Origin of the sequence: Kitasatospora sp. MAP5-34 (assembly GCF_029894335.1) — a bacterium.
Lineage (GTDB): Bacteria > Actinomycetota > Actinomycetes > Streptomycetales > Streptomycetaceae > Kitasatospora.
In genome coordinates, this window is sequence record NZ_JARXZC010000007.1 from 152,392 (window position 1) to 169,627 (window position 17,236).

16 protein-coding genes are annotated in these 17,236 nt (G+C 71.9%); 3 read left to right on the top strand and 13 right to left on the bottom strand.

The features are described from left to right. Positions 1-46: 46 nt before the first annotated feature. The 12 genes from P3T29_RS09740 to P3T29_RS09795 all read right to left on the bottom strand — a co-directional run bounded on the left by P3T29_RS09740 (position 47) and on the right by P3T29_RS09795 (position 12,850). A complete protein-coding gene (locus P3T29_RS09740) occupies positions 47-1,276 on the bottom strand; it encodes a hypothetical protein (protein WP_280715908.1) in 1,230 nt (409 codons plus the stop codon). Positions 1,277-1,459: 183 nt separating this feature from the next. Next, the gene (locus P3T29_RS09745) at positions 1,460-2,197 is read right to left on the bottom strand and encodes a TIGR03943 family protein (RefSeq protein ID WP_280715909.1); all 738 of its coding nucleotides are present in this window, start codon (positions 2,195-2,197) and stop codon (positions 1,460-1,462) included. An 82-nt stretch (positions 2,198-2,279) separates the two neighbouring features. After that, the gene (locus P3T29_RS09750; RefSeq protein ID WP_280715931.1) at positions 2,280-3,194 is read right to left on the bottom strand and encodes a permease; all 915 of its coding nucleotides are present in this window, start codon (positions 3,192-3,194) and stop codon (positions 2,280-2,282) included. A gap of 240 nt (positions 3,195-3,434) precedes the next feature. After that, entirely contained in the window at positions 3,435-4,649 is a 1,215-nt protein-coding gene (locus P3T29_RS09755; RefSeq protein WP_280715910.1) for a GDSL-type esterase/lipase family protein, read from the bottom strand. Positions 4,650-4,768: 119 nt separating this feature from the next. Further along, on the bottom strand, positions 4,769-5,260 hold the full coding sequence (locus P3T29_RS09760) for a YbaK/EbsC family protein (RefSeq protein WP_280715911.1): 492 nt from the start codon (positions 5,258-5,260) through the stop codon (positions 4,769-4,771). A gap of 84 nt (positions 5,261-5,344) precedes the next feature. Continuing rightward, positions 5,345-6,157, bottom strand: a complete 813-nt coding sequence (locus tag P3T29_RS09765; protein ID WP_280715912.1) for an S-methyl-5'-thioadenosine phosphorylase — start codon at positions 6,155-6,157, stop codon at positions 5,345-5,347. Next, the gene (gene mtnC / locus P3T29_RS09770; RefSeq protein WP_280715913.1) at positions 6,154-6,945 is read right to left on the bottom strand and encodes an acireductone synthase; all 792 of its coding nucleotides are present in this window, start codon (positions 6,943-6,945) and stop codon (positions 6,154-6,156) included. The genes P3T29_RS09765 and mtnC overlap by 4 nt, the downstream gene beginning before the upstream one ends. Beyond that, positions 6,942-7,568 carry a cupin gene (locus tag P3T29_RS09775; RefSeq protein WP_280715914.1) on the bottom strand — a complete coding sequence of 209 codons (627 nt, stop codon included), beginning with the start codon at positions 7,566-7,568 and terminating at the stop codon, positions 6,942-6,944. The genes mtnC and P3T29_RS09775 overlap by 4 nt, the downstream gene beginning before the upstream one ends. After that, positions 7,565-8,248 carry a methylthioribulose 1-phosphate dehydratase gene (gene mtnB / locus P3T29_RS09780; RefSeq protein WP_280715915.1) on the bottom strand — a complete coding sequence of 228 codons (684 nt, stop codon included), beginning with the start codon at positions 8,246-8,248 and terminating at the stop codon, positions 7,565-7,567. Before mtnB ends, P3T29_RS09775 begins: the two co-directional genes overlap by 4 nt. Continuing rightward, entirely contained in the window at positions 8,245-9,777 is a 1,533-nt protein-coding gene (gene mtnA / locus P3T29_RS09785) for an S-methyl-5-thioribose-1-phosphate isomerase (RefSeq protein WP_280715916.1), read from the bottom strand. Before mtnA ends, mtnB begins: the two co-directional genes overlap by 4 nt. Then, on the bottom strand, positions 9,774-11,000 hold the full coding sequence (gene metK / locus P3T29_RS09790; RefSeq protein WP_280715917.1) for a methionine adenosyltransferase: 1,227 nt from the start codon (positions 10,998-11,000) through the stop codon (positions 9,774-9,776). The genes mtnA and metK overlap by 4 nt, the downstream gene beginning before the upstream one ends. 38 nt (positions 11,001-11,038) lie before the next feature. Next, complete coding sequence (locus P3T29_RS09795; RefSeq protein ID WP_280715918.1) at positions 11,039-12,850, bottom strand: AfsR/SARP family transcriptional regulator; 1,812 nt, start codon at positions 12,848-12,850, stop codon at positions 11,039-11,041. A gap of 317 nt (positions 12,851-13,167) precedes the next feature. Here P3T29_RS09795 and P3T29_RS09800 point away from each other — a divergent pair, with 317 nt between their 5' ends. After that, positions 13,168-13,878, top strand: coding sequence for a methyltransferase domain-containing protein (locus P3T29_RS09800; protein ID WP_280715919.1), 711 nt, complete (start codon positions 13,168-13,170; stop codon positions 13,876-13,878). Positions 13,879-14,073: 195 nt separating this feature from the next. Here the strand turns inward: P3T29_RS09800 and P3T29_RS09805 are convergent, their stop codons facing one another. Continuing rightward, complete coding sequence (locus P3T29_RS09805; RefSeq protein WP_280715920.1) at positions 14,074-14,838, bottom strand: alpha/beta fold hydrolase; 765 nt, start codon at positions 14,836-14,838, stop codon at positions 14,074-14,076. 197 nt (positions 14,839-15,035) lie between these two features. On the opposite strand from P3T29_RS09805, the gene P3T29_RS09810 reads away from it, so the two are divergent. After that, complete coding sequence (locus P3T29_RS09810) at positions 15,036-15,980, top strand: TauD/TfdA family dioxygenase (RefSeq protein WP_280715921.1); 945 nt, start codon at positions 15,036-15,038, stop codon at positions 15,978-15,980. 23 nt (positions 15,981-16,003) lie between these two features. Next, positions 16,004-16,996 (top strand): TauD/TfdA family dioxygenase, encoded by a 993-nt coding sequence (locus tag P3T29_RS09815; protein ID WP_280715922.1) that lies wholly within the window; start codon positions 16,004-16,006, stop codon positions 16,994-16,996. Positions 16,997-17,236 lie beyond the last annotated feature (240 nt).

Here is a 17,236-nt window from a genome sequence, read left to right on the forward strand (position 1 = left end):
ACCCCTCCTCGAGGGGTCCCGGCCTTCCTGTTCCCTGCCGTCGGTCCTACTTGATGATGCTGGTCCAGTCCGGGGCCTGCCCGGGGTCCAGCTGGCGCAGCTGGGCCAGCACCTTCGGGTCCTGGACGTCCATCCAGTCGGCCATCTCCTTGAAGGACACGCAGCGCACGCCGTCGCGCTTGCAGACGTCCCGCATCACGTCCTCGACGGCCTTCATGTAGATGCCGCCGTTCCAGGACTCGAAGTGGTTCCCGATGAACAGCGGCGCCCGGCTGCCGTTGTAGACCCGCTCGAAGCCGTTCAGGTAGCCGTCCTTGGCCTCCTGCTCCCAACCCGCGTACTTGGACGGGTCGCCCTGGACGTTGCCGTTGCTCTGGTTGTCAAGGAAGTTGAAGTCCATCGAGAGGACCTGGAAGTTCTGCTTCGGGTACGGCAGCTCCTGCAACGGGAAGTTCCAGATGCCGTTGATCTTGGCCGGCCAGATCTGGAAGTCGCCCGGCGAGCTGGCGTCGTAGCGCCACCCCAGCGCCTTCTCGGCCGGCAGCAGGGTCTTCTGGCCCTCCAGGCACGGCGCACGGCCGCCGACCAGCTCCTTCTGGTAGTCGAACGGCAGCGGCGCGATGTCGGAGAAGCCGGTGTTGGTCTTCCAGTTCTCGACGAAGGAGTAGGCCTGCTGGGTCTCGCTCTGCCACTCGGCGGTGCTCCAGTCACCGCCGCCCTTCGGGCCGCAGAAGTGGCCGTTGAAGTGGGTGCCGATCTCGTCGCCGTCCTGCCAGGCCTGGCGCAGCTGCTCCAGGGTGCCCCTGATGTGAGCGTCCGTCGGGAAGTCGATGGCCGCCGTGCCGACCGGGTGCTGCGGCGGGCTGTAGAGGTAGCTCTTGGACTTCGGCAGCAGGTACATGCCGCTCAGGAAGAACGTCATCTGGGCGTTGCTCTCCTTGGCCACCTCGCGGAAGTGGGAGAAGAGGTGGTCGTCGCCCTCCAGCGCGCCGTCCCAGGAGAAGACCACGAACTGCGGCGGCTTCTCACCCGGCTTCAGCTTCACCGGCACCGGCTGCTTGGGCTCCGGCCCGGTCTCGGAGGTCGACCCGTCACCGAGTACGTGGACCTTCCCGTCCCAGGGCTGGGTGGGCCGGGGGGTGGGAGTGCCGCCCGGGGCGCCGTTCGGCGAGGCGCTGACCGACGCCGGGCTTCCGGCCTGCAGGGCGGCCGCCGGCGACCGGCCACCGGCGCCCCGTGTCAGGGGAGCGAGCGCCAGCGCGACAGCGATGCCCATGCCTCCTGTGACCAGGATGGCCGTACGCCGAGTGGTCCTCACCATCAACCTCGCTCCAGGAAAAGTTCTACAGACCTACTGTCACTCAGTACTACTGAACGGTGAGGACTCTGGTTCCCCAGGAGGGAAAGACGTACCAGGCCACCACATCGGTCACAGGTTCGCTGCGATGGTAACCACCGATCACTCGTACGGATCGCGCGGCTGGGGCACCGGCACCACCTGCGCGGCGGTGAGGGCCGGCACCGCGTCGGGCTGGGTGGACTGCCCGTCCGGCTGCCAGACGCCCGTGACCTCCACCCAACTCCCCGCAGGCGGAGCAGCCGCACCACGTATCTCGGCCTTGTAGGTCATCGCGTCGGCGGCGCAGCAGCTGATGACCAGTCGGGTGACGTACCAACCGCCGCCGCTCTTCGGAGTGGCGAACCCGAGCAGCTTCACCCGGCGGCCCGCCAGCGGACGGGCGGTGTCCCAGAGCGCCCGCACGTCGAACTCCGCCAGCGGCATCGCCAGCGGATCACCGGCGGGCAGCGCCGGGAAACCGCGCGCGGCCGTGTCCGGCTTGGCCACGGCGCTCGCCGCGTGCTGGGCGGTGTACGAGCCGAGCGCGGGCGGCGAGACCAGGAAGATGGTCGCCACCGGGAGAATCAGCAGCCAGGCGATCCGGGGGCCGTGGCTGTGGCCCTCGCCGTGGCCGTGGCCCTCGTGCCCCTGGTGATCGTCTTGGTCCTCGTCGTGGGAACCGCGCAGGGCGGCAACGGCGCTCAGCGCGCCCAGCGCCACCAGCACCAGCCCGGCGGCGATCAGGTACGGCCCCAACGCCTCCCGTACGTACCTCAGATAGGTGTCGCTGAACAGCGAGATGCGCAGGATCGCCGCGCCCAGCAGCACCAGCAGAATCGCCTGTACCTCGCGCTTCACCGCGCCACCCCTCCGCCGCTCTCCACCCTCGTACCGGCTGCCCCTGCGCTGCTCGCCCCTGCGCCGCTCGCCCTTGCTCCGCTCACAGCAGCCACCAGCCCGCCAGCGCCGAGGCCGCCACCGCGACCGTGAACGTGGTGGCGGAGAACCGCCAGGCGAAGGACCAGCCGAACGTACCGGTCTGCATCGCCACCAGCTTCACGTCGACCATCGGGCCGACCACCATGAAGGCCAGCCGGGCGGCGAGCGGAAAGGCGCTCAGGCTGGCCGCGACGAAAGCGTCCGCCTCCGAACAGACCGCCAGCACCACCGCCAGCAGCGCCAGCACCAGCACCGAGACACCGGGCAGCTGGGCGAGGCCGCTGAGGAACTGCCTGGGGACCACCACGTTGAGGGTGGCAGCCGTGATGCCCCCGACCACCAGGAAGCCGCTCGCGTGCAGGAACTCGTGCGCGAACGCGGCCCGGAAGGCCGTCCACCGCCCCGCACCGGTCGGCTGCGCCCGCCGGACCGACGGGCGCAGCCACTCCGGGCGGCCGAACCGCGCCCACAGCCAGCCCACCACGACGGCGGTGGCCAGCGACGCGGCGAACCGCGCCAGCACCATCTCCGGCCGACCGGGGAAGGCGACCGCCGTCGCAGTCAGCACCACCGGGTTGATCGCCGGCGCGGAGAGCAGGAACGCCAGCGCGGCAGCGGGCGCCACCCCACGCGAGATCAGCCCGTCCGCCACCGGCACCGAGGCACACTCACACCCCGGCAGCACCGCCCCGGTCAGCCCGGCCACCGGCACCGCGAGCGCCGCCCGCTTAGGCAGCGCCCGCTCCAGAAAGGCCGTCGGCACCAACGCGGTGATCGCTGCGGACAGCAACGTACCCAGCACCAGGAACGGGAGCGCCTGGACGCAGATCGCGACGAAGACCGTGGCCCAGGCCTGCAGCCCGGGCGTGTCCAACCAGTCCCCCAGCCAGTACTGCCCGGCCAGCAGTACCAGCATCCCCCCGACAAGCAGCTCCAGAGAGCCGATTCGCCGCTTGCTCGGTGCTGCGACATCGGACGGGCGGTCCGGCGCGATCGTGCTCTGGTCCGTCATACCTGTAAGCCGCTCCCCTTGAAATCACCTCTCAGCACTCACTCGGACGATAGAACGTCACCTCGAACCCATCGAACGGAGGGCCGCCGCTGCCGGGAACCCGGGTACCCGCCGCCGCTCGGTCCCCGCTGATCCCGCTGCTGCTCAGCCCCCGCTGACCTCGAACGGACCGCCGTCGCCGAAGGCCCGCTCGGCGAAGCGCTCGCCGATCCGGCGGTGACCGGCGGAGTCCGGGTGCAGCAGGTCGGGCAGCGGCAGCTCGGCGAAGTCCGCCTCGCCGTAGAGCGAGCGACCGTCGAGATAGTGCAAGTTCGGGTCGTCGGCCGCCCGGTCGGCGATGATGCGGGAGAGCTCGTCCCGGATGACGTTGAGCGTCAGCCGGCCGCCGGCGCGGTCCGACGGGTCGCCGAGGGCCCGGAACTGCAGCTTCTGGCCGTCGAAGTCCATTGCGAGGGGGCCCGGGGTGTCCTCCTGGATCGGGCAGAGGACCGGGGAGACGACCAGCAGCGGCGTGCTGGGGTGCCCCTCGCGGATGGTGTCGAGGAAACCGTGGACTGCCGGGGAGAAGGCACGCAGGCGCATCAGGTCGGTGTTGACCAGGTTGATGCCGATCTTGAGGCTGATCAGGTCCGCCGGGGTGTCACGGATCGCGCGCGCGGTGAACGGGTCGAGCAGCGCGTTGCCGCCGAAGCCCAGGTTGATCAGCTCCACGCCGCCCAGGGCGGCGGCCAACGCCGGCCAGGTCGCGGTCGGGCTGTCGGCGTTGGAACCGTGGCTGATCGAACTGCCGTGGTGCAGCCACACCCTGCGGCCACCGTCCGGCACGGCCTCGACCGGGGCGTCGGTGCGCAGGGCGATCAGCTCGGTGATCTCGGTGTGCGGCAGCCAGATCTCGATGTCCTTGTCGTCTGCGGACAACTCGGCGAACCGGACGGTGCCGGGCGGGCCGGGGCGGGTGACCGCAGACTGGTTGGCCATGTCGATGGTGTGGACGTTGCCACCGGACGCAACGGCCTGGCCGGTCGGACGGCCGTTGACGACCAGGTCGTAGACGCCGTCCGGACGGGCCGGTCCGCCCTGGTAGACCGTCTTCGTCGGGAGCACGTCCAGCTCGACGGCGGTGGCCCGGGTACGGAAGACCAGCCGCACACCTGAGGGTTGGGCCTCGACCATGGCCAGATACCCGTCGGGGAACTGCTTCCGGGCCCGGGCGGGCAGCCGGTGCGGCAGCACCCCGTGCGCAGTGCGTTCCAGCTCGAGGGCGCCGCGCAGGATGCGCGGTTCGATGGGTGTGGTGATCCAGTCGGTCGCGCTGGTGTCCGTGCCGTGGCCGGGGACGTCGTCGGGCTGGGATTTCATGGTCACAGACTGACGACCGGATGCTCGGTGTGCACATGAATTTCCCGGGTGGCGCGTCGGCACGTCGGCTCGGGACCTGCGACGGGTGGGCCGGGCGGTGGCCCCGCCCACCCCGGCGGTCAGGCGGCGATCGGCGCGACGGTCGGTCGGGCCAGATCGAGGTAGTCCGAGACGGAGAGCGCGACCGACAGGTCGAGCCGTCCGGCATTGAAGAAGATCTCATCGTGCACGAGCAGTCCCTCGTCCACGAGCAGTTCCAGTTCGGGCGAGAAGGCGAACGGGGTGATCGACCCGCTCACGCTGCCCGCGAGGCGTTCGGCGACCTCGAGGGAGGCGAAGGACGCCTCCCGGCCACCGAACCTTTCGGCCAGGGCGTCCAGGTCGACCTTTCGATCGCCCGGTACCACCGCGAGCACGTAGCGGCGGGAGCGCTTGCCCGTCGCCACGCGCACCACGATGCACTTGGCGGCCTGTTCCAGCGGATGTCTGCGCAGTTCGCTGGCTATGTCGGTGCGGCCCTCCGGTTCGTGCTCGATCATCCGGTAGCGGGCCGAGCTGGACCGGAACAGGTCGGTCAGCCTGGTGCAGACATCCTGGTCAGCAACGTGCATGGTCACCTCCGGGTGGAGTAGCAGTGTGGTTGCCCCTCCGGGCAGCCCCCGGCTGCCCGGAGGTGGAGCGTCAGGGGGTGGGGGTCAGGGGAGCTCGAACGGCAGCTCCATTCCGTCGAGCACGGTGGAGCAGTGGCAGCTGCGCTGCTGCGGCAGCAGCGCGACCGCTTCCAGTACCAGCGCGCGCAGGCGCTCGACGTTCTTCGCGAACACCTCGAACACCTCGGCCTGGGCGACGCTCTCGCCCGCCTCGATGCCCGCGTCCAGGTCGGTCACCAGCGCCACCGGCGTGTAGCAGAGCGCCAGTTCGCGGGCCAGCACGGCCTCCGGGAAACCGGTCATGTTGACCAGCGACCAGCCTGCGGCGGCGAACCACTGGGACTCCGCCCGGGAGGAGAACCTGGGGCCCTCGACGACCACCATGGTGCCGCCGTCGACCGCGCCGACGCCGGTGGCGGCGGCCGCCTTGAGCAGCACGCCCCGGCCGTCCGGGCAGTACGGGTCGGCGAAGGAGACGTGCACGCCGCCCTGGTCGTAGTAGGTCTGGAGCCGCCCGCTGGTGCGATCCACCAGCTGGTCCGGGACAACGACGCTGCCCGGCCCCAGGTCCTGGCGGAGCGAGCCGACTGCGCACGGCGCCAGCACCTGACGCACGCCCAGCGACCGCAGCGCCCACAGGTTGGCGCGATAGTTGATCCGGTGCGGGGGAAGGCCGTGGCCTCGGCCGTGCCGGGGAAGGAAGGCGACCCGCCGACCGGCGACGGTGCCGACCGAGAGCTTGTCGGAGGGTGGACCGAAGGGCGTGTCAATGGCGAACTCGTGGGCATCTTCCAGGAGTTGGTAGAAGCCGCTGCCTCCGATGACGCCGATCTCGGCATCCTGGGCCTCGGTGGTCATTGCTGTCCTTCCTTCGCTGGGGACTTCGGTGCGCGGTTCGGTGGGACGGTCGGTGAGCCGGCCGGACTGACGGCCGGACTGACGGTCTGCGGGACGTCGAACCGGACCCGGTCGAGCGCCGCGACGGTGGGGTGGCCGGTGATCTCCGCGCCACGCGGGTCACCGGGCCGGCGCACGCCGACGGCCCGCCAGCCGGCCGACCTGGCCGCGTCGAGCTCCTCCCCCACATCGCTGAGGAAGAGCAGCTGCCCGGCGGGGAGTCCGATCGCCGAGGCGATGGTCCGGTAGGAGCCGGCGGCCCGCTTACCGCCCGCGCTCTCCAGATCGAAGTAGCCCTGGAGCAGCGGCGTCAGATCGCCGTGGCCGGAGTGCGCGAACCAGTCGCGCTGCGCCCCGGCCGCGCCGGAGGAGTAGATGTAGAGCGCGATCCCGGCCTGGTGCCACTCGCGCAGCACCGGCGGCACCTCAGGGTAGACGTGCCCGCTCAGGCTGCCGTCGGCGAAGCCCTCGGCCCAGATCAGGCCCTGAAGCGCCTTCAGCGGCGCCGCCTTGACGTCGGCGTCCGCCCACTCGGCGAGGGTGCGCAGCACGGCCGGCTCGTCCAGCCCGGGCGCCTGCCGGTGGCTGCGCACCGCGTCCAGCAGCTCCTGGTGCCGAGCGCTTCCCCGGTGCGTGTCGAGCCAGCCGGCCAGCCGGCGGCGGGCATACGGGAAGAGGACCTGGTGCACGTGGTCGATCGAGCCCGTGGTGCCCTCGATGTCGAGCACCACGGCCCGGGGCACGGTCATCCGGCCGCGTCCAGCTGCTCGTTCAGCTGCTCGTCCAAGTGCGCGTCCGACTGCTCGTCCAGCAGCTCGTCCAGGCCCGGGAAGTGCTCGGCGATACCCGAGCCGGTGAAGTCGCCGATCCAGCCGTCCTGCTGCTCGAAGAAGCGCACGGCGGTGAACGCCGGTCGCTCGCCCATGTCGAACCAGTGCGTGGTGCCGGCCGGGACGGAGAGCAGGTCGCCGGCCTCGCAGACCACCGCGTACACGGCCTGGTCGAGGTGCAGGTAGAAGCAGCCCCGGCCGTGCGCGAAGAAGCGCACCTCGTCCTCGGCGTGCCGGTGCTCGTCCAGGAAGGTCCGGCGAGCCTGGGCGGCGCGCTGCTGCGACTCGGCGCTGTCATCGGTGTACAGACTTGCCACATCGACGAGTTGCAGGTTCTGCCGAGCGCACAGGCCGTCGATCTCGTCCTGGTAGGCGGCCAGCACCTGGGCCGGCTCGCTGCCCGGGCCGAGCTGCGCGCGCAGCGGCCAGCGCCGGAAGTCGACGCCGCACCCGGCCAGCGCCTCGGCGATCACCTGCGGGTCCCGGGTGCGCAGCCGGACGGTGTCCGGGGCGCCTTCCGGCATGATCTGAAGCAGCGTCATCTTCTCGTCCTTCCAGTGGGTTCGACGCCGAGCAGCAGGAGGTGGCAGATCGCCTCCAGGCACTCCAGCCGGTTCCGGGCCTCGGCCAGGTCGGCGCCCCAGGTGGTGATCCCGTGGTCGGCGATCAGCAGGCCGGGCGGCGCGTCCGCCCGCGCGGCCAGGTACGCGGCGATCTCGTCGGCGATCCTGGGCACGTCGGGCCAGTTGGCGAAGACCGGCAGCTCGGTGCCGGACGCCTCGGCCAGGCCGAGACCCTTGAGCAGCTCGAACCCCTCGAGCCGCAGGCCCTCGCCGCCGCCTGCCCGGCAGGCGACCGCCGTGGCGTAGGGCGGGTGCACGTGGATCACCGCACCGGCATCGGTGCTGCGGTACACGGCGGCGTGGATCGAGGTCTCGGCGGAGGCGCGCAGCACGGTCGGGCGGGCCGGAGCGCCGCTCCGGGCGTCCACCAACACGGTGTCCTCGGCGGTGAGTTCGCCCTTGTCCCGGCCGCTGGCGGTGATCAGGGCGAGCGGTTCGGAGCCGGGCAGCCGGACCGAGAGGTTGCCCGAGGTGCCGGGCATCCAGCCGCGCAGGTACAACGCACGGGAGAACGCGGCGAGTTCGGTGGCCAGCTCGATGGCGGGCCCAGCCGCGTCGGGGGCTTCCCGGGCGAGGGGCACGGGACGGAGGTCGATCATCCGGGCACCTCGCAGAGCGTCAGCAGCCGGTGGCCGGCCAGGCGCTGTTCACCGCCGAGCCCGCGCAGTGCCACCAGGGCGGTGAGGCCGGCCACCCGGCCGTCGGCGTCGGCGACCAGCTGGGCGGCGGCCGCCAGCGTCCCGCCGGTGGCGAGCACGTCGTCCACGATGAGCACGCGCTCACCGGGACGGATCGCGCCCTGCTGCAGTTCGAGCCGGTCCTCGCCGTACTCCAGGGTGTAGCTCGCCCGGTGCACCGCGCCGGGCAGCTTGCCGGGTTTGCGCGCGAGCACCAGCGGCAGGGCACCACGGGCGGCGAGCGCCGCGCCCAGCACGAAGCCACGGGACTCGATGCCGAGGACCCGGTCGACCTGCCCGTCGAAGGCGGCGAGCACGTGGTCGGCCAGCTCGCCCAGCACCCCGGGCTCCGCGTACAGGCCGGCCAGGTCGCGGAAGAGCACGCCCGGGGTGGGGTGGTCGGGGTACTCGGTGAGCAGGGCCTCGATGCGCTTGGCCAGCACCTCGGGGTCGGCCGTCGGGCCCCCCGGGCGCAGCGTGCGCCGCTCGGAGACCACGGCGGTGATCAGGTGGCCCGGGGTGACGTCGAAGGCGGGGTTGAAGACGGCGGCGCCGGCCGGTGCGACGGTGGTCGCGCCGAACGAGGTGACCTCGCCGGCGGGACGTTCCTCGACCACGATGCCGCTGCCGTCGGCGAGTTGGTCGTCCCAGCTGGATTCGGGGGCGACCACGACGAACGGGATGCCGTGCCGGGCGGCGGCGACGGCCAGCCCGTACGTGCCGATCTTGTTGGCCGTGTCGCCGTTGGCGGCGATCCGGTCGGCGCCGACCAGGACGCAGTCGACCAGGCCCTGGGCCATCGCGGCCGCAGCGGCCGAGTCCACGCACAACCGGTAGGGGACGCCGGCCTCGCCGAGTTCCCAGGCGGTGAGCCGGGCGCCCTGGAGCAGCGGCCGGGTCTCGTCCACCAGGACCTGCTCGACCCGGCCGCGTGCGGCGAGTTCGAGGATGGTGCCGAGCGCGGTGCCGACCGCCGCAGTGGCCAGGCGGCCGGTGTTGCAGTGGGTGAGCAGGCGCAGCGGCCGGTCCGGGGTGAGGTCGAGGACCAGCTCGGTGGCCCGCTCGACGGCGGCCCGGTTGACCGAGATGTCCTCGGCGAGCATCGCCTGGGCCTCGGCGAGCACGGCGTCCGCGCCCTCCGGCAACCGGCCCAACGCGCGCCGGACCGCCCATTCGAGGTTGACGGCGGTGGGGCGGGCGGCCGCGAGGCGGGCGGCGTCCGCCCGGACGGCTGCCAGGTCGGCACCGTGCGCATAGGCCGCCAGGGCGACACCGAGGGCGCCGGTCAGACCGATGGCGGGTGCGCCGCGTACGGCCAGCGTCTGGATGGCGGCGATCACCTCGTCGACGGTGCGCAGGGTCAGCTGCCGGTACTCGGCGGGCAGCGCCCGCTGGTCGACCGCGAGGATCGCGCCCTCGGGAGCGAGCCACCGCACGGAGGGCTCGGTCATGCCTGGACCGCCTTGCGCAGGGCCTGGGCGCGGTCGGTGCGCTCCCAGGTGAAGTCCGCGTCCTCGCGACCGAAGTGCCCGTACGCGGCGGTCTTCGCGTAGATCGGGCGCAGCAGGTCGAGGTCGCGGATGATCGCGGCGGGGCGGAGGTCGAAGACCTCGGTGACGGCCTTCTGGATGTCCAGGACGGGGACGGTCTCGGTGCCGAAGGTCTCGACGAACAGGCCGACGGGCTCGGCCTTGCCGATGGCGTAGGCGACCTGGACCTCGGCGCGGCGGGCCAGGCCGGCCGCGACGATGTTCTTGGCGACCCAGCGCATCGCGTACGCGGCGGAGCGGTCGACCTTGGACGGGTCCTTGCCGGAGAACGCGCCGCCGCCGTGGCGGGCCATGCCGCCGTACGTGTCGATGATGATCTTGCGGCCGGTCAGGCCGGCGTCGCCCATCGGGCCGCCGATCTCGAAGCGGCCGGTCGGGTTCACCAGCAGGCGGTAGCCCTCGGTGACCAGCTTGATGCCGTCGTCGGCCAGGCGCTTGAGCTCCGGCTCCACGACGAACTCGCGGATGTCCGGGGTCAGCAACGAGTCCAGGTCGATGTCCGACGCGTGCTGCGAGGAGACCACCACGGTGTCCAGGCGGACGGCCTTGTCACCGTCGTACTCGATGGTGACCTGGGTCTTGCCGTCCGGGCGCAGGTACGGGACCATCCCGTTCTTGCGAACCTCGGAGAGCCGGCGGGCCAGCCGGTGCGCCAGCGTGATCGGCAGCGGCATCAGCTCGGGGGTCTCGTCACTGGCGTAGCCGAACATCAGGCCCTGGTCGCCCGCGCCCTGCCTGTCGAGGTCGTCCCCTTCGTGTCCCTCCGAGACCGCACCCTCGACCCGGGCCTCGTACGCGGTGTCGACACCCTGCGCGATGTCGGGCGACTGCGCCCCGATGGACACCGAAACGCCGCAGGAGGCGCCGTCGAAGCCCTTCTTGGACGAGTCGTAGCCGATTTCGAGGATCTTGTCCCGGACCAGCTGCGCGATAGGCGCGTACGCCTTCGTCGTCACCTCACCGGCGATGTGCACCTGGCCGGTGGTGATCAGCGTCTCGACGGCGACCCGGGACGTCGGGTCCTGCGTCAGCAGAGCGTCCAGGATGGTGTCGCTGATCTGGTCAGCGATCTTGTCGGGGTGACCCTCGGTCACGGACTCCGAGGTGAACAGGCGGCGGGACATGGCTCTCCAAGGGGTGGTCAGGTGCAGGTGATGGGGAATCAGGCGGCGTAGCTGCCCTGGCGGGCGAGCAGGGCGGGGCCGGGGAGGGTGCGGGCGAGCAGCCGGACCAGCTCGTGGAAGCCGTACAGCGGTCGGCGGTCGGCGCGCACCTCCAGCAGCCGGGCCTCGACCAGGTCGTCCAGCACCCGCTCGGTGGGGCCCTCGGCGGTGCCCAGGACGACGGCGGCGGCCTCGGCCGAGAAGGTGGGCTGGGGGATGGTGGCCAGCTTCGGCAGGGCGTGCCTGGCCTGTGCGCTGACCCCCTTGAGCGGGCTCAGCAGCCGGTGGCTGACAGCCAGTTCGCCGAAGCTGAGCTCCTCCAGGCGGGTGCTCGGGATGGCCAGCCGGCGGGCCAGCTGGCCGGTGGACCAGTGCGGGCGGGTGGCCAGCCGCAGGCCGGCGATCCGCAGCGCCAGCGGGAGGCCGGCGCAGGCCGCGATGATCGACTGCGCGGCGTCGGGGTTCTCACCGATCCGGTCCGGGCCGGCGATCGCCATCAGCAGTTCCAGCGCCTCGCCGTCGTCGAGCAGCGGTACGGTCAGCGAGGGCGCGGCGGCGAGATGGCCCCGGCTGGTGATCAGGACGCCGACCCCGGGGTCGTTCGGCAGCAGCGGCCCGAGCTGCAGGTCGCTGGCGGCCCGGTCGAGCACCACCAGCAGCCGCTTGCCCGCCGTGTGCGTGCGGTAGAGCCCGACCAGTTCGTCCAGGTCGCCGGAGGCGCGGGCTGCGTCGACACCGAGGGCGTGCAGGAAGAGCGAGAGCACCTCCCACGGGTTCTTCGGCGAGCCGTCCGGGCGGCGCAGATCCGTGTAGAGCTGGCCGTCGGGGAAGCGGCCCCGCACGGCGTGCGCGGCCTGCACCGCGAGGGCGCTCTTGCCGATACCCGGCATGCCCGACAGCAGGACGGCGCCCGCGCGGCCGCCACCCTCGGGGGCCAGTACGCCCCGGATCCGGGCCAGGTCGGCGCGGCGGCCGGCGAAGTCCAGCAGCTCGGGCGGCAGCATCGCCGGGACCGGGCGGGCCGCCACGCGCTGGGCCGGGATGACCACCCGGGGCGCGGCCGGGGCCTGGGGGGCCGCCGGCAGGTCACCGCGCAGGATCGTCCGGTGGACGTCGGTGAGGACCGGCCCGGGGTCGACGCCGAGCTCCTCGGCGAGCACCCGGCGGCCGGCCTGGTAGGTGGCGAGCGCGTCGCCCTGCCGGTCGCAGCGGTACAGCGCGGTCATCAGCTGGGCGCGCAGCCGCTCCCGTAGCGGGTGCTCGGCGAGCAGGCCGGTCAGCTCGGGGACCAGTTCCCGGTGGCGGCTGAGCGCCAGATCGGCCTCGATCCGGTCCTCCAGCACCACCACCCGGGCCTCGTCCAGGCTCGGCCGCTCCGCGTCGGCCAGGTGGTCGGTGACGTTGGCGAGGGCAGGACCCTGCCACAGGGCGAGCGCGGAGCCCAGGTGCACCGAGGCGTCGTAGTAGCGGTGCTGGTCCAGCGCCTCCCGTCCGAGCCGGGCGCTGCGTTCGAACTCCTCCACGTCGAGGCGGGCGGTGCCGGTCCGGATCAGGTAGCCCTGGGACTGCCGGACCAGGTCGACCTCGGGGCCGAGTCTCTTGCGCAGCCGGGAGACGTAGGTGTAGATCTGCGCGTTTCTGGTCGCGGGTGGATCCCACCCCCAGAGCGCGGTACTCAGCCGGTCGTCCGAGACCACCGTGCCCCGGTACAGCAGCAGCGCCGCGAGCACAGTGTGGATCTTCGTCCCGGACAGCGGGACCACGTTCTGGTTCTGTCGTGCCCCGATCGGGCCGAGCAGCTGGAATTCCATCGTTTCCTCCTGCTACGAACTCACGCCGCACGGACCCGGCGGCGGATACGAAACGTGATCGGGGCGAGCTCTCCCCCGTGGATCAGCTCTGACTGCGGATTCGCCCGGTGCGCACCAGGGATCGAACCGACATTCGCAATTCTGGGCCAGCGGCAACCGATCCCGCTGCTGTCGCGTCTGACAAGAGCCTGTCCAGGCAGCCTCCTGCCACCGGTCCCACCGGAATCGGCCAAGGTCGGCGGCTAGATTGACAAGGCACACTGCTGCACCGGCATCACCGAGAACCGATGCCGCAAGCAGCCAACCGGGGAGGAAACATGACTGATCGTTCGCTCGCGGCTCGGGTCTGGTCGAAGAAGGGCGCCCGTCGGGCGATGATCGGTGCCGGCGCCGCCGGCACGGTCGCCGCCTGGTGGTTCACCGACTCCGCGCCGTACCCGTACTCGCAGCGCTGGCTGCTCGACCTGCCGCTGCCCTTCCTGACCCTGAACCGGCTGGACGAGGTCCTGCAGGCACGGCCGGGCGAGCGGATCCTGGAGATCGGCCCCGGCACCGGCCTCCAGTCACTGCACGTCGCGCCGCAGTTGGGCTCGGGCGGGCAGCTGGACATCGTGGACATCCAGCAGGAGATGCTCGACCACGTGACCCGCCGGGCCACCGAACAGGGCATCGGCAACATCGCGGCGACCCACGCGGATGCGCACCAACTGCCCTTCGAGGACGGCTCGTTCGACGCCGCCTACCTGGTGACGGCACTGGGCGAGATCCCCGAGCCGGCGGTCACGCTGGCCGAGCTGCGGCGGGTGCTCAAGCCCACCGGGCGGCTGGTGGTCGGCGAGTTCTTCGACCGGCACCAGATCCGCGCGTCCTCGCTGGTCGGTCTGGCCGAGGGCGCGGGGCTGCGGGTCACCCGGCTGTACGGCCCGCCGTTCGCCTACTACGCGGTGCTGCGGCCGTTCGCCGTACCCGTCGCGCTGCCGAAGCAGGCAGGCGAGCCGGACGCGGAACTGAGCCCGGTCGAAGCGTGACCGCCGGGGTATGACCGCCGAATCATGACCGTCGGGGCATGATCAGGCAGCAGGCCCGCCGGGGCGAGGTCGCGAACCACCCGTTCGCGAGCCACCCGGCGGGCCTGGCGTCGTTTGTTCAGCGGTCGTTCAGCGGTCGCGGTCGATCCAGCGGCCGGCTCAGCGGTCGGCTCAGTGGTCGGCTCAGCCGTCGGCTCAGCGGTTGACGACCCGGTGCAGCCGCAGATCGTCGGCGAGGTAGCCGGAGAGGTGGTTCAGCAGCTCGCCCTCGCAGCCCTCCAGGTAGAAGTGGCCACCCGGAAAGGACTTGAACTCCGCGCGGGCCGAGCTGAGTTCGGACCAGCCACGGATCCGTTCGGGGGTGCAGCCACGGTCCTGCGCGCCGTAGTACACCACCAGCGGGCAGCCCACCCGGTCGCGGCCGGCCGGCTGGTACGTCTCGATCAGCTGGAAGTCGGCGCGCACCGGGGGCAGCAGCAGAGCGCGCAGCGCGGTGTCGGCGAGCAGGTGCGAGGTGGAGTTGCCGAGCTGGTTGATCTCCGCAAGCAGGGTCTCGTCGTCGGACAGATACGTGGTGGTCGGCTCCAGCGTGTGCGGCGCGCCGCGCCCGGAGACGAACAGCCGGGTCGGGCGCAGCCCGTGCCGACGGCCCAACCGGAGCGCGGTCTCGTACGCCACCGCGCTGCCCATGCTGTGGCCGAAGAAGGCGAACGGCCGGTCCAGGTAAGGCAGCAGCGCCTCGGTCAGCTCGTCGGCGAGCCGGGCCATGTCGGTCACCAGCGGCTCGCCGATCCGGTCCTGACGGCCCGGATAGCAGACCGCGAGCAGCTCGTGGCCGGCCGGTAGGCGGCGCTGCCAGTTGCGGTAGAAGGTCGGGGATCCACCGGCATGCGGAAAACACACCAGGCGCAGTTCCGAATCGGCCGGAGCGCCGTAGCTGTGGAACCACTTGCCGCTCATCGATCTCCTCCGTGCTCCAGGTATCCCGGCCATGGTCCGCCGCAGATCTATAGCGGATCTATAGCGGGTCCACAGCGGGTCCCTACCAAGGCCGTGTCCGTCGGCCGCCGGCCGATATCGACCGCGTATAGGTCAACTGCCCACCCTCACCGTGGAGCGGCAGCGAGTTGCGCCGCACGAGCCCGTGAGGAGCACCTATGACGGAAACCCAACTGACCTGGGCGCCACTGGAGGTCGGTCCGTCCGACGCCGGCGTCCCGGCGACCGTGGCGGGTCTGGCCGAGTACCTGACGGCGGCCGGACCCGCACTGGACGAGCGGCTGCTGACGGCGAAGGCCCTGGTCTTCCGGGGCTTCGGGGTCACCGAGGCCACCCTGGACCCGGTCCTGGACCGGCTGCTGGCGGACCGGCTCTCCTACGTCCACGGGAACTCGCCGCGCACCAAGGTCGGCGCCAATGTCTACACCTCGACCGAGTACCCGGCCGAGTTCACCATCTCGATGCACAACGAGCTGTCGTACAGCGCGGCCTGGCCGGCCCGCCTGCTGTTCTTCTGCGCGCAGGCCGCCACCACCGGCGGTGCCACCTCGGTCGTCGACGCCGCGCACTGGCTGCGGTCGCTGGACGACGAGGTGCGCGCCGCCTACGCCGACGGCGTCCGGTACACCCAGAACCTGCACAGCGGCTTCGGCCTGGGCAAGAGCTGGCAGGAGACCTTCGAGACCACCGAGCGGGACCAGGTGGAGGAGTTCCTGCGCGAGGCCCGGGCCGAGTGGGTCTGGAAGCGGGACGGCGGCCTGCGGATCGGCCAGGTCCGCCCGTCCACCACCCGGCATCCGGTCACCGGCGAGGAGGTCTGGTTCAACCAGTCCGACCAGTGGCACCCGGCCGCGCTCGGCGGCGAGGGCGTGGCGCTGGCCAAGTTGCTGCCGGCCGACGAACTGCCGCAGTCGGTGAGCTTCGCCGACGGCCGCCCGATCCCGGACGCGTACGTACTCCAGGTCCGCGACCGTGGCCTGGCGGGTGCGGTGGACGTCGACTGGCGGCAGGGCGACCTGCTGGTGATCGACAACGTACTGGTGGCGCACGGACGACGGCCGTACAGCGGCAAGCGCCGGGTGCTCGTAGCGATGTCCAACTGACTCTGATCGAAAGGACGTTATTCATGACCACGATGACCGAGGCGCCACTGGCGCCGTCCACCGGCGCCCTGACACTCCGGCTCACGGACCGCGAACGGTACGAACTCGGCCTGCTCGCCGATGAGTTGGCCAGAGTCGGCACCGGCCGGGTGGACGACCTGAAGTGGCTCGACCAGGCCCGGGAGCTGTCCTGCCGGATCCCGCTCCGGCTGCTCGAGATCATCCGCCGTTACCGGCACGACTGCGGTCCGGCCGCGCTGCTGATGATCAGCAACCTGCCGGTGGACGAGAGCGGCCTGCCGGACACCCCGACCGTCCGCGAGTCGGTGGAGCGCCGGGCCACCATCCCGGCCGCCGTCTCGGCGATGCTCTCGCTGCAGCTGGGCGAGGTGATCGCGTTCAAGGACGAGAAGACCGGCGCGCTGGTGCAGAACGTGGTGCCGGTGCCGGGCCTGGAGCAGTCGCAGAGCAACGCCGGGTCGGTCGACCTGCAGATGCACGTCGAGAACGCCTTCCACCCCAACCGGCCGGACTTCGTCGGCCTGCTGTGCCTGCGCAACGACCACACCAGGACGGCCGGCACGCTGGTCTCCTCGATCCGCCAGGCACTGCCGCTGGTGTCGGACGAGGCCCGCCGGGTACTCGGCCAGCCGCGCTTCGTCACCCAGCCGCCGCCGTCCTTCCAGGCGGGCGACAGCGCCCCGGCGCACGCCGTCCTGGACGGCGATCCGGCCGACCCGAACGTGCGGGTGGACTTCGCCGCCACGGTGGCGATCGACGAGGAGGCGCGCCAGGCCCTGGAGCGGCTGCGGGACGCGGTCGCGCTCGCCGCCTCCGTACTGGTGCTGCAGTCCGGCGACCTGGCGTTCATCGACAACCGGATGGCGCTGCACGGTCGCAGCTCCTTCGTGCCGCGCTACGACGGCAACGACCGTTGGCTGCACCGCACCTTCGTGCACCTGGACAACCGCCGCAGCCGGGTGGACCGCCCGGGCGACGGCGCCGTCCTGAACTGAAGGCCGGCCACTGCAGGCCGGCCTGAACCGAAGCACCGCCCGAACCGAAGCACCGCCCATCTGCGGCCGCGTACCGGCCCGGCCCCTCCTGCGGGTCGGGCGGTACGCGGCCGCAGGCTTTCCCGGGTCCCGCCCGGCGTCCCCGGGTCCCACCCGGGCGTCCTCGCACCCCTGCCGACCTGCGCGGGCCCGGCTCCACCGAGAGCCGGCGATATAGAAGCGCTATAGCGCGGGGCCGCA

Coding starts and splice junctions, on each gene's coding strand:
- mtnB (WP_280715915.1), bottom strand. CDS start 8,248: ATGATCGACCTCCGTCCCGTGCCCCTCGCCCGGGAAGCCCCCGACGCG.
- P3T29_RS09795 (WP_280715918.1), bottom strand. CDS start 12,850: ATGGAATTCCAGCTGCTCGGCCCGATCGGGGCACGACAGAACCAGAAC.
- P3T29_RS09815 (WP_280715922.1), top strand. CDS start 16,004: ATGACCACGATGACCGAGGCGCCACTGGCGCCGTCCACCGGCGCCCTG.
- mtnC (WP_280715913.1), bottom strand. CDS start 6,945: ATGACCGTGCCCCGGGCCGTGGTGCTCGACATCGAGGGCACCACGGGC.
- P3T29_RS09760 (WP_280715911.1), bottom strand. CDS start 5,260: ATGCACGTTGCTGACCAGGATGTCTGCACCAGGCTGACCGACCTGTTC.
- P3T29_RS09755 (WP_280715910.1), bottom strand. CDS start 4,649: ATGAAATCCCAGCCCGACGACGTCCCCGGCCACGGCACGGACACCAGC.
- P3T29_RS09805 (WP_280715920.1), bottom strand. CDS start 14,838: ATGAGCGGCAAGTGGTTCCACAGCTACGGCGCTCCGGCCGATTCGGAA.
- P3T29_RS09765 (WP_280715912.1), bottom strand. CDS start 6,157: ATGACCACCGAGGCCCAGGATGCCGAGATCGGCGTCATCGGAGGCAGC.
- P3T29_RS09750 (WP_280715931.1), bottom strand. CDS start 3,194: ATGCTGGTACTGCTGGCCGGGCAGTACTGGCTGGGGGACTGGTTGGAC.
- P3T29_RS09800 (WP_280715919.1), top strand. CDS start 13,168: ATGACTGATCGTTCGCTCGCGGCTCGGGTCTGGTCGAAGAAGGGCGCC.
- P3T29_RS09775 (WP_280715914.1), bottom strand. CDS start 7,568: ATGACGCTGCTTCAGATCATGCCGGAAGGCGCCCCGGACACCGTCCGG.
- mtnA (WP_280715916.1), bottom strand. CDS start 9,777: ATGACCGAGCCCTCCGTGCGGTGGCTCGCTCCCGAGGGCGCGATCCTC.
- metK (WP_280715917.1), bottom strand. CDS start 11,000: ATGTCCCGCCGCCTGTTCACCTCGGAGTCCGTGACCGAGGGTCACCCC.
- P3T29_RS09810 (WP_280715921.1), top strand. CDS start 15,036: ATGACGGAAACCCAACTGACCTGGGCGCCACTGGAGGTCGGTCCGTCC.
- P3T29_RS09740 (WP_280715908.1), bottom strand. CDS start 1,276: ATGGGCATCGCTGTCGCGCTGGCGCTCGCTCCCCTGACACGGGGCGCC.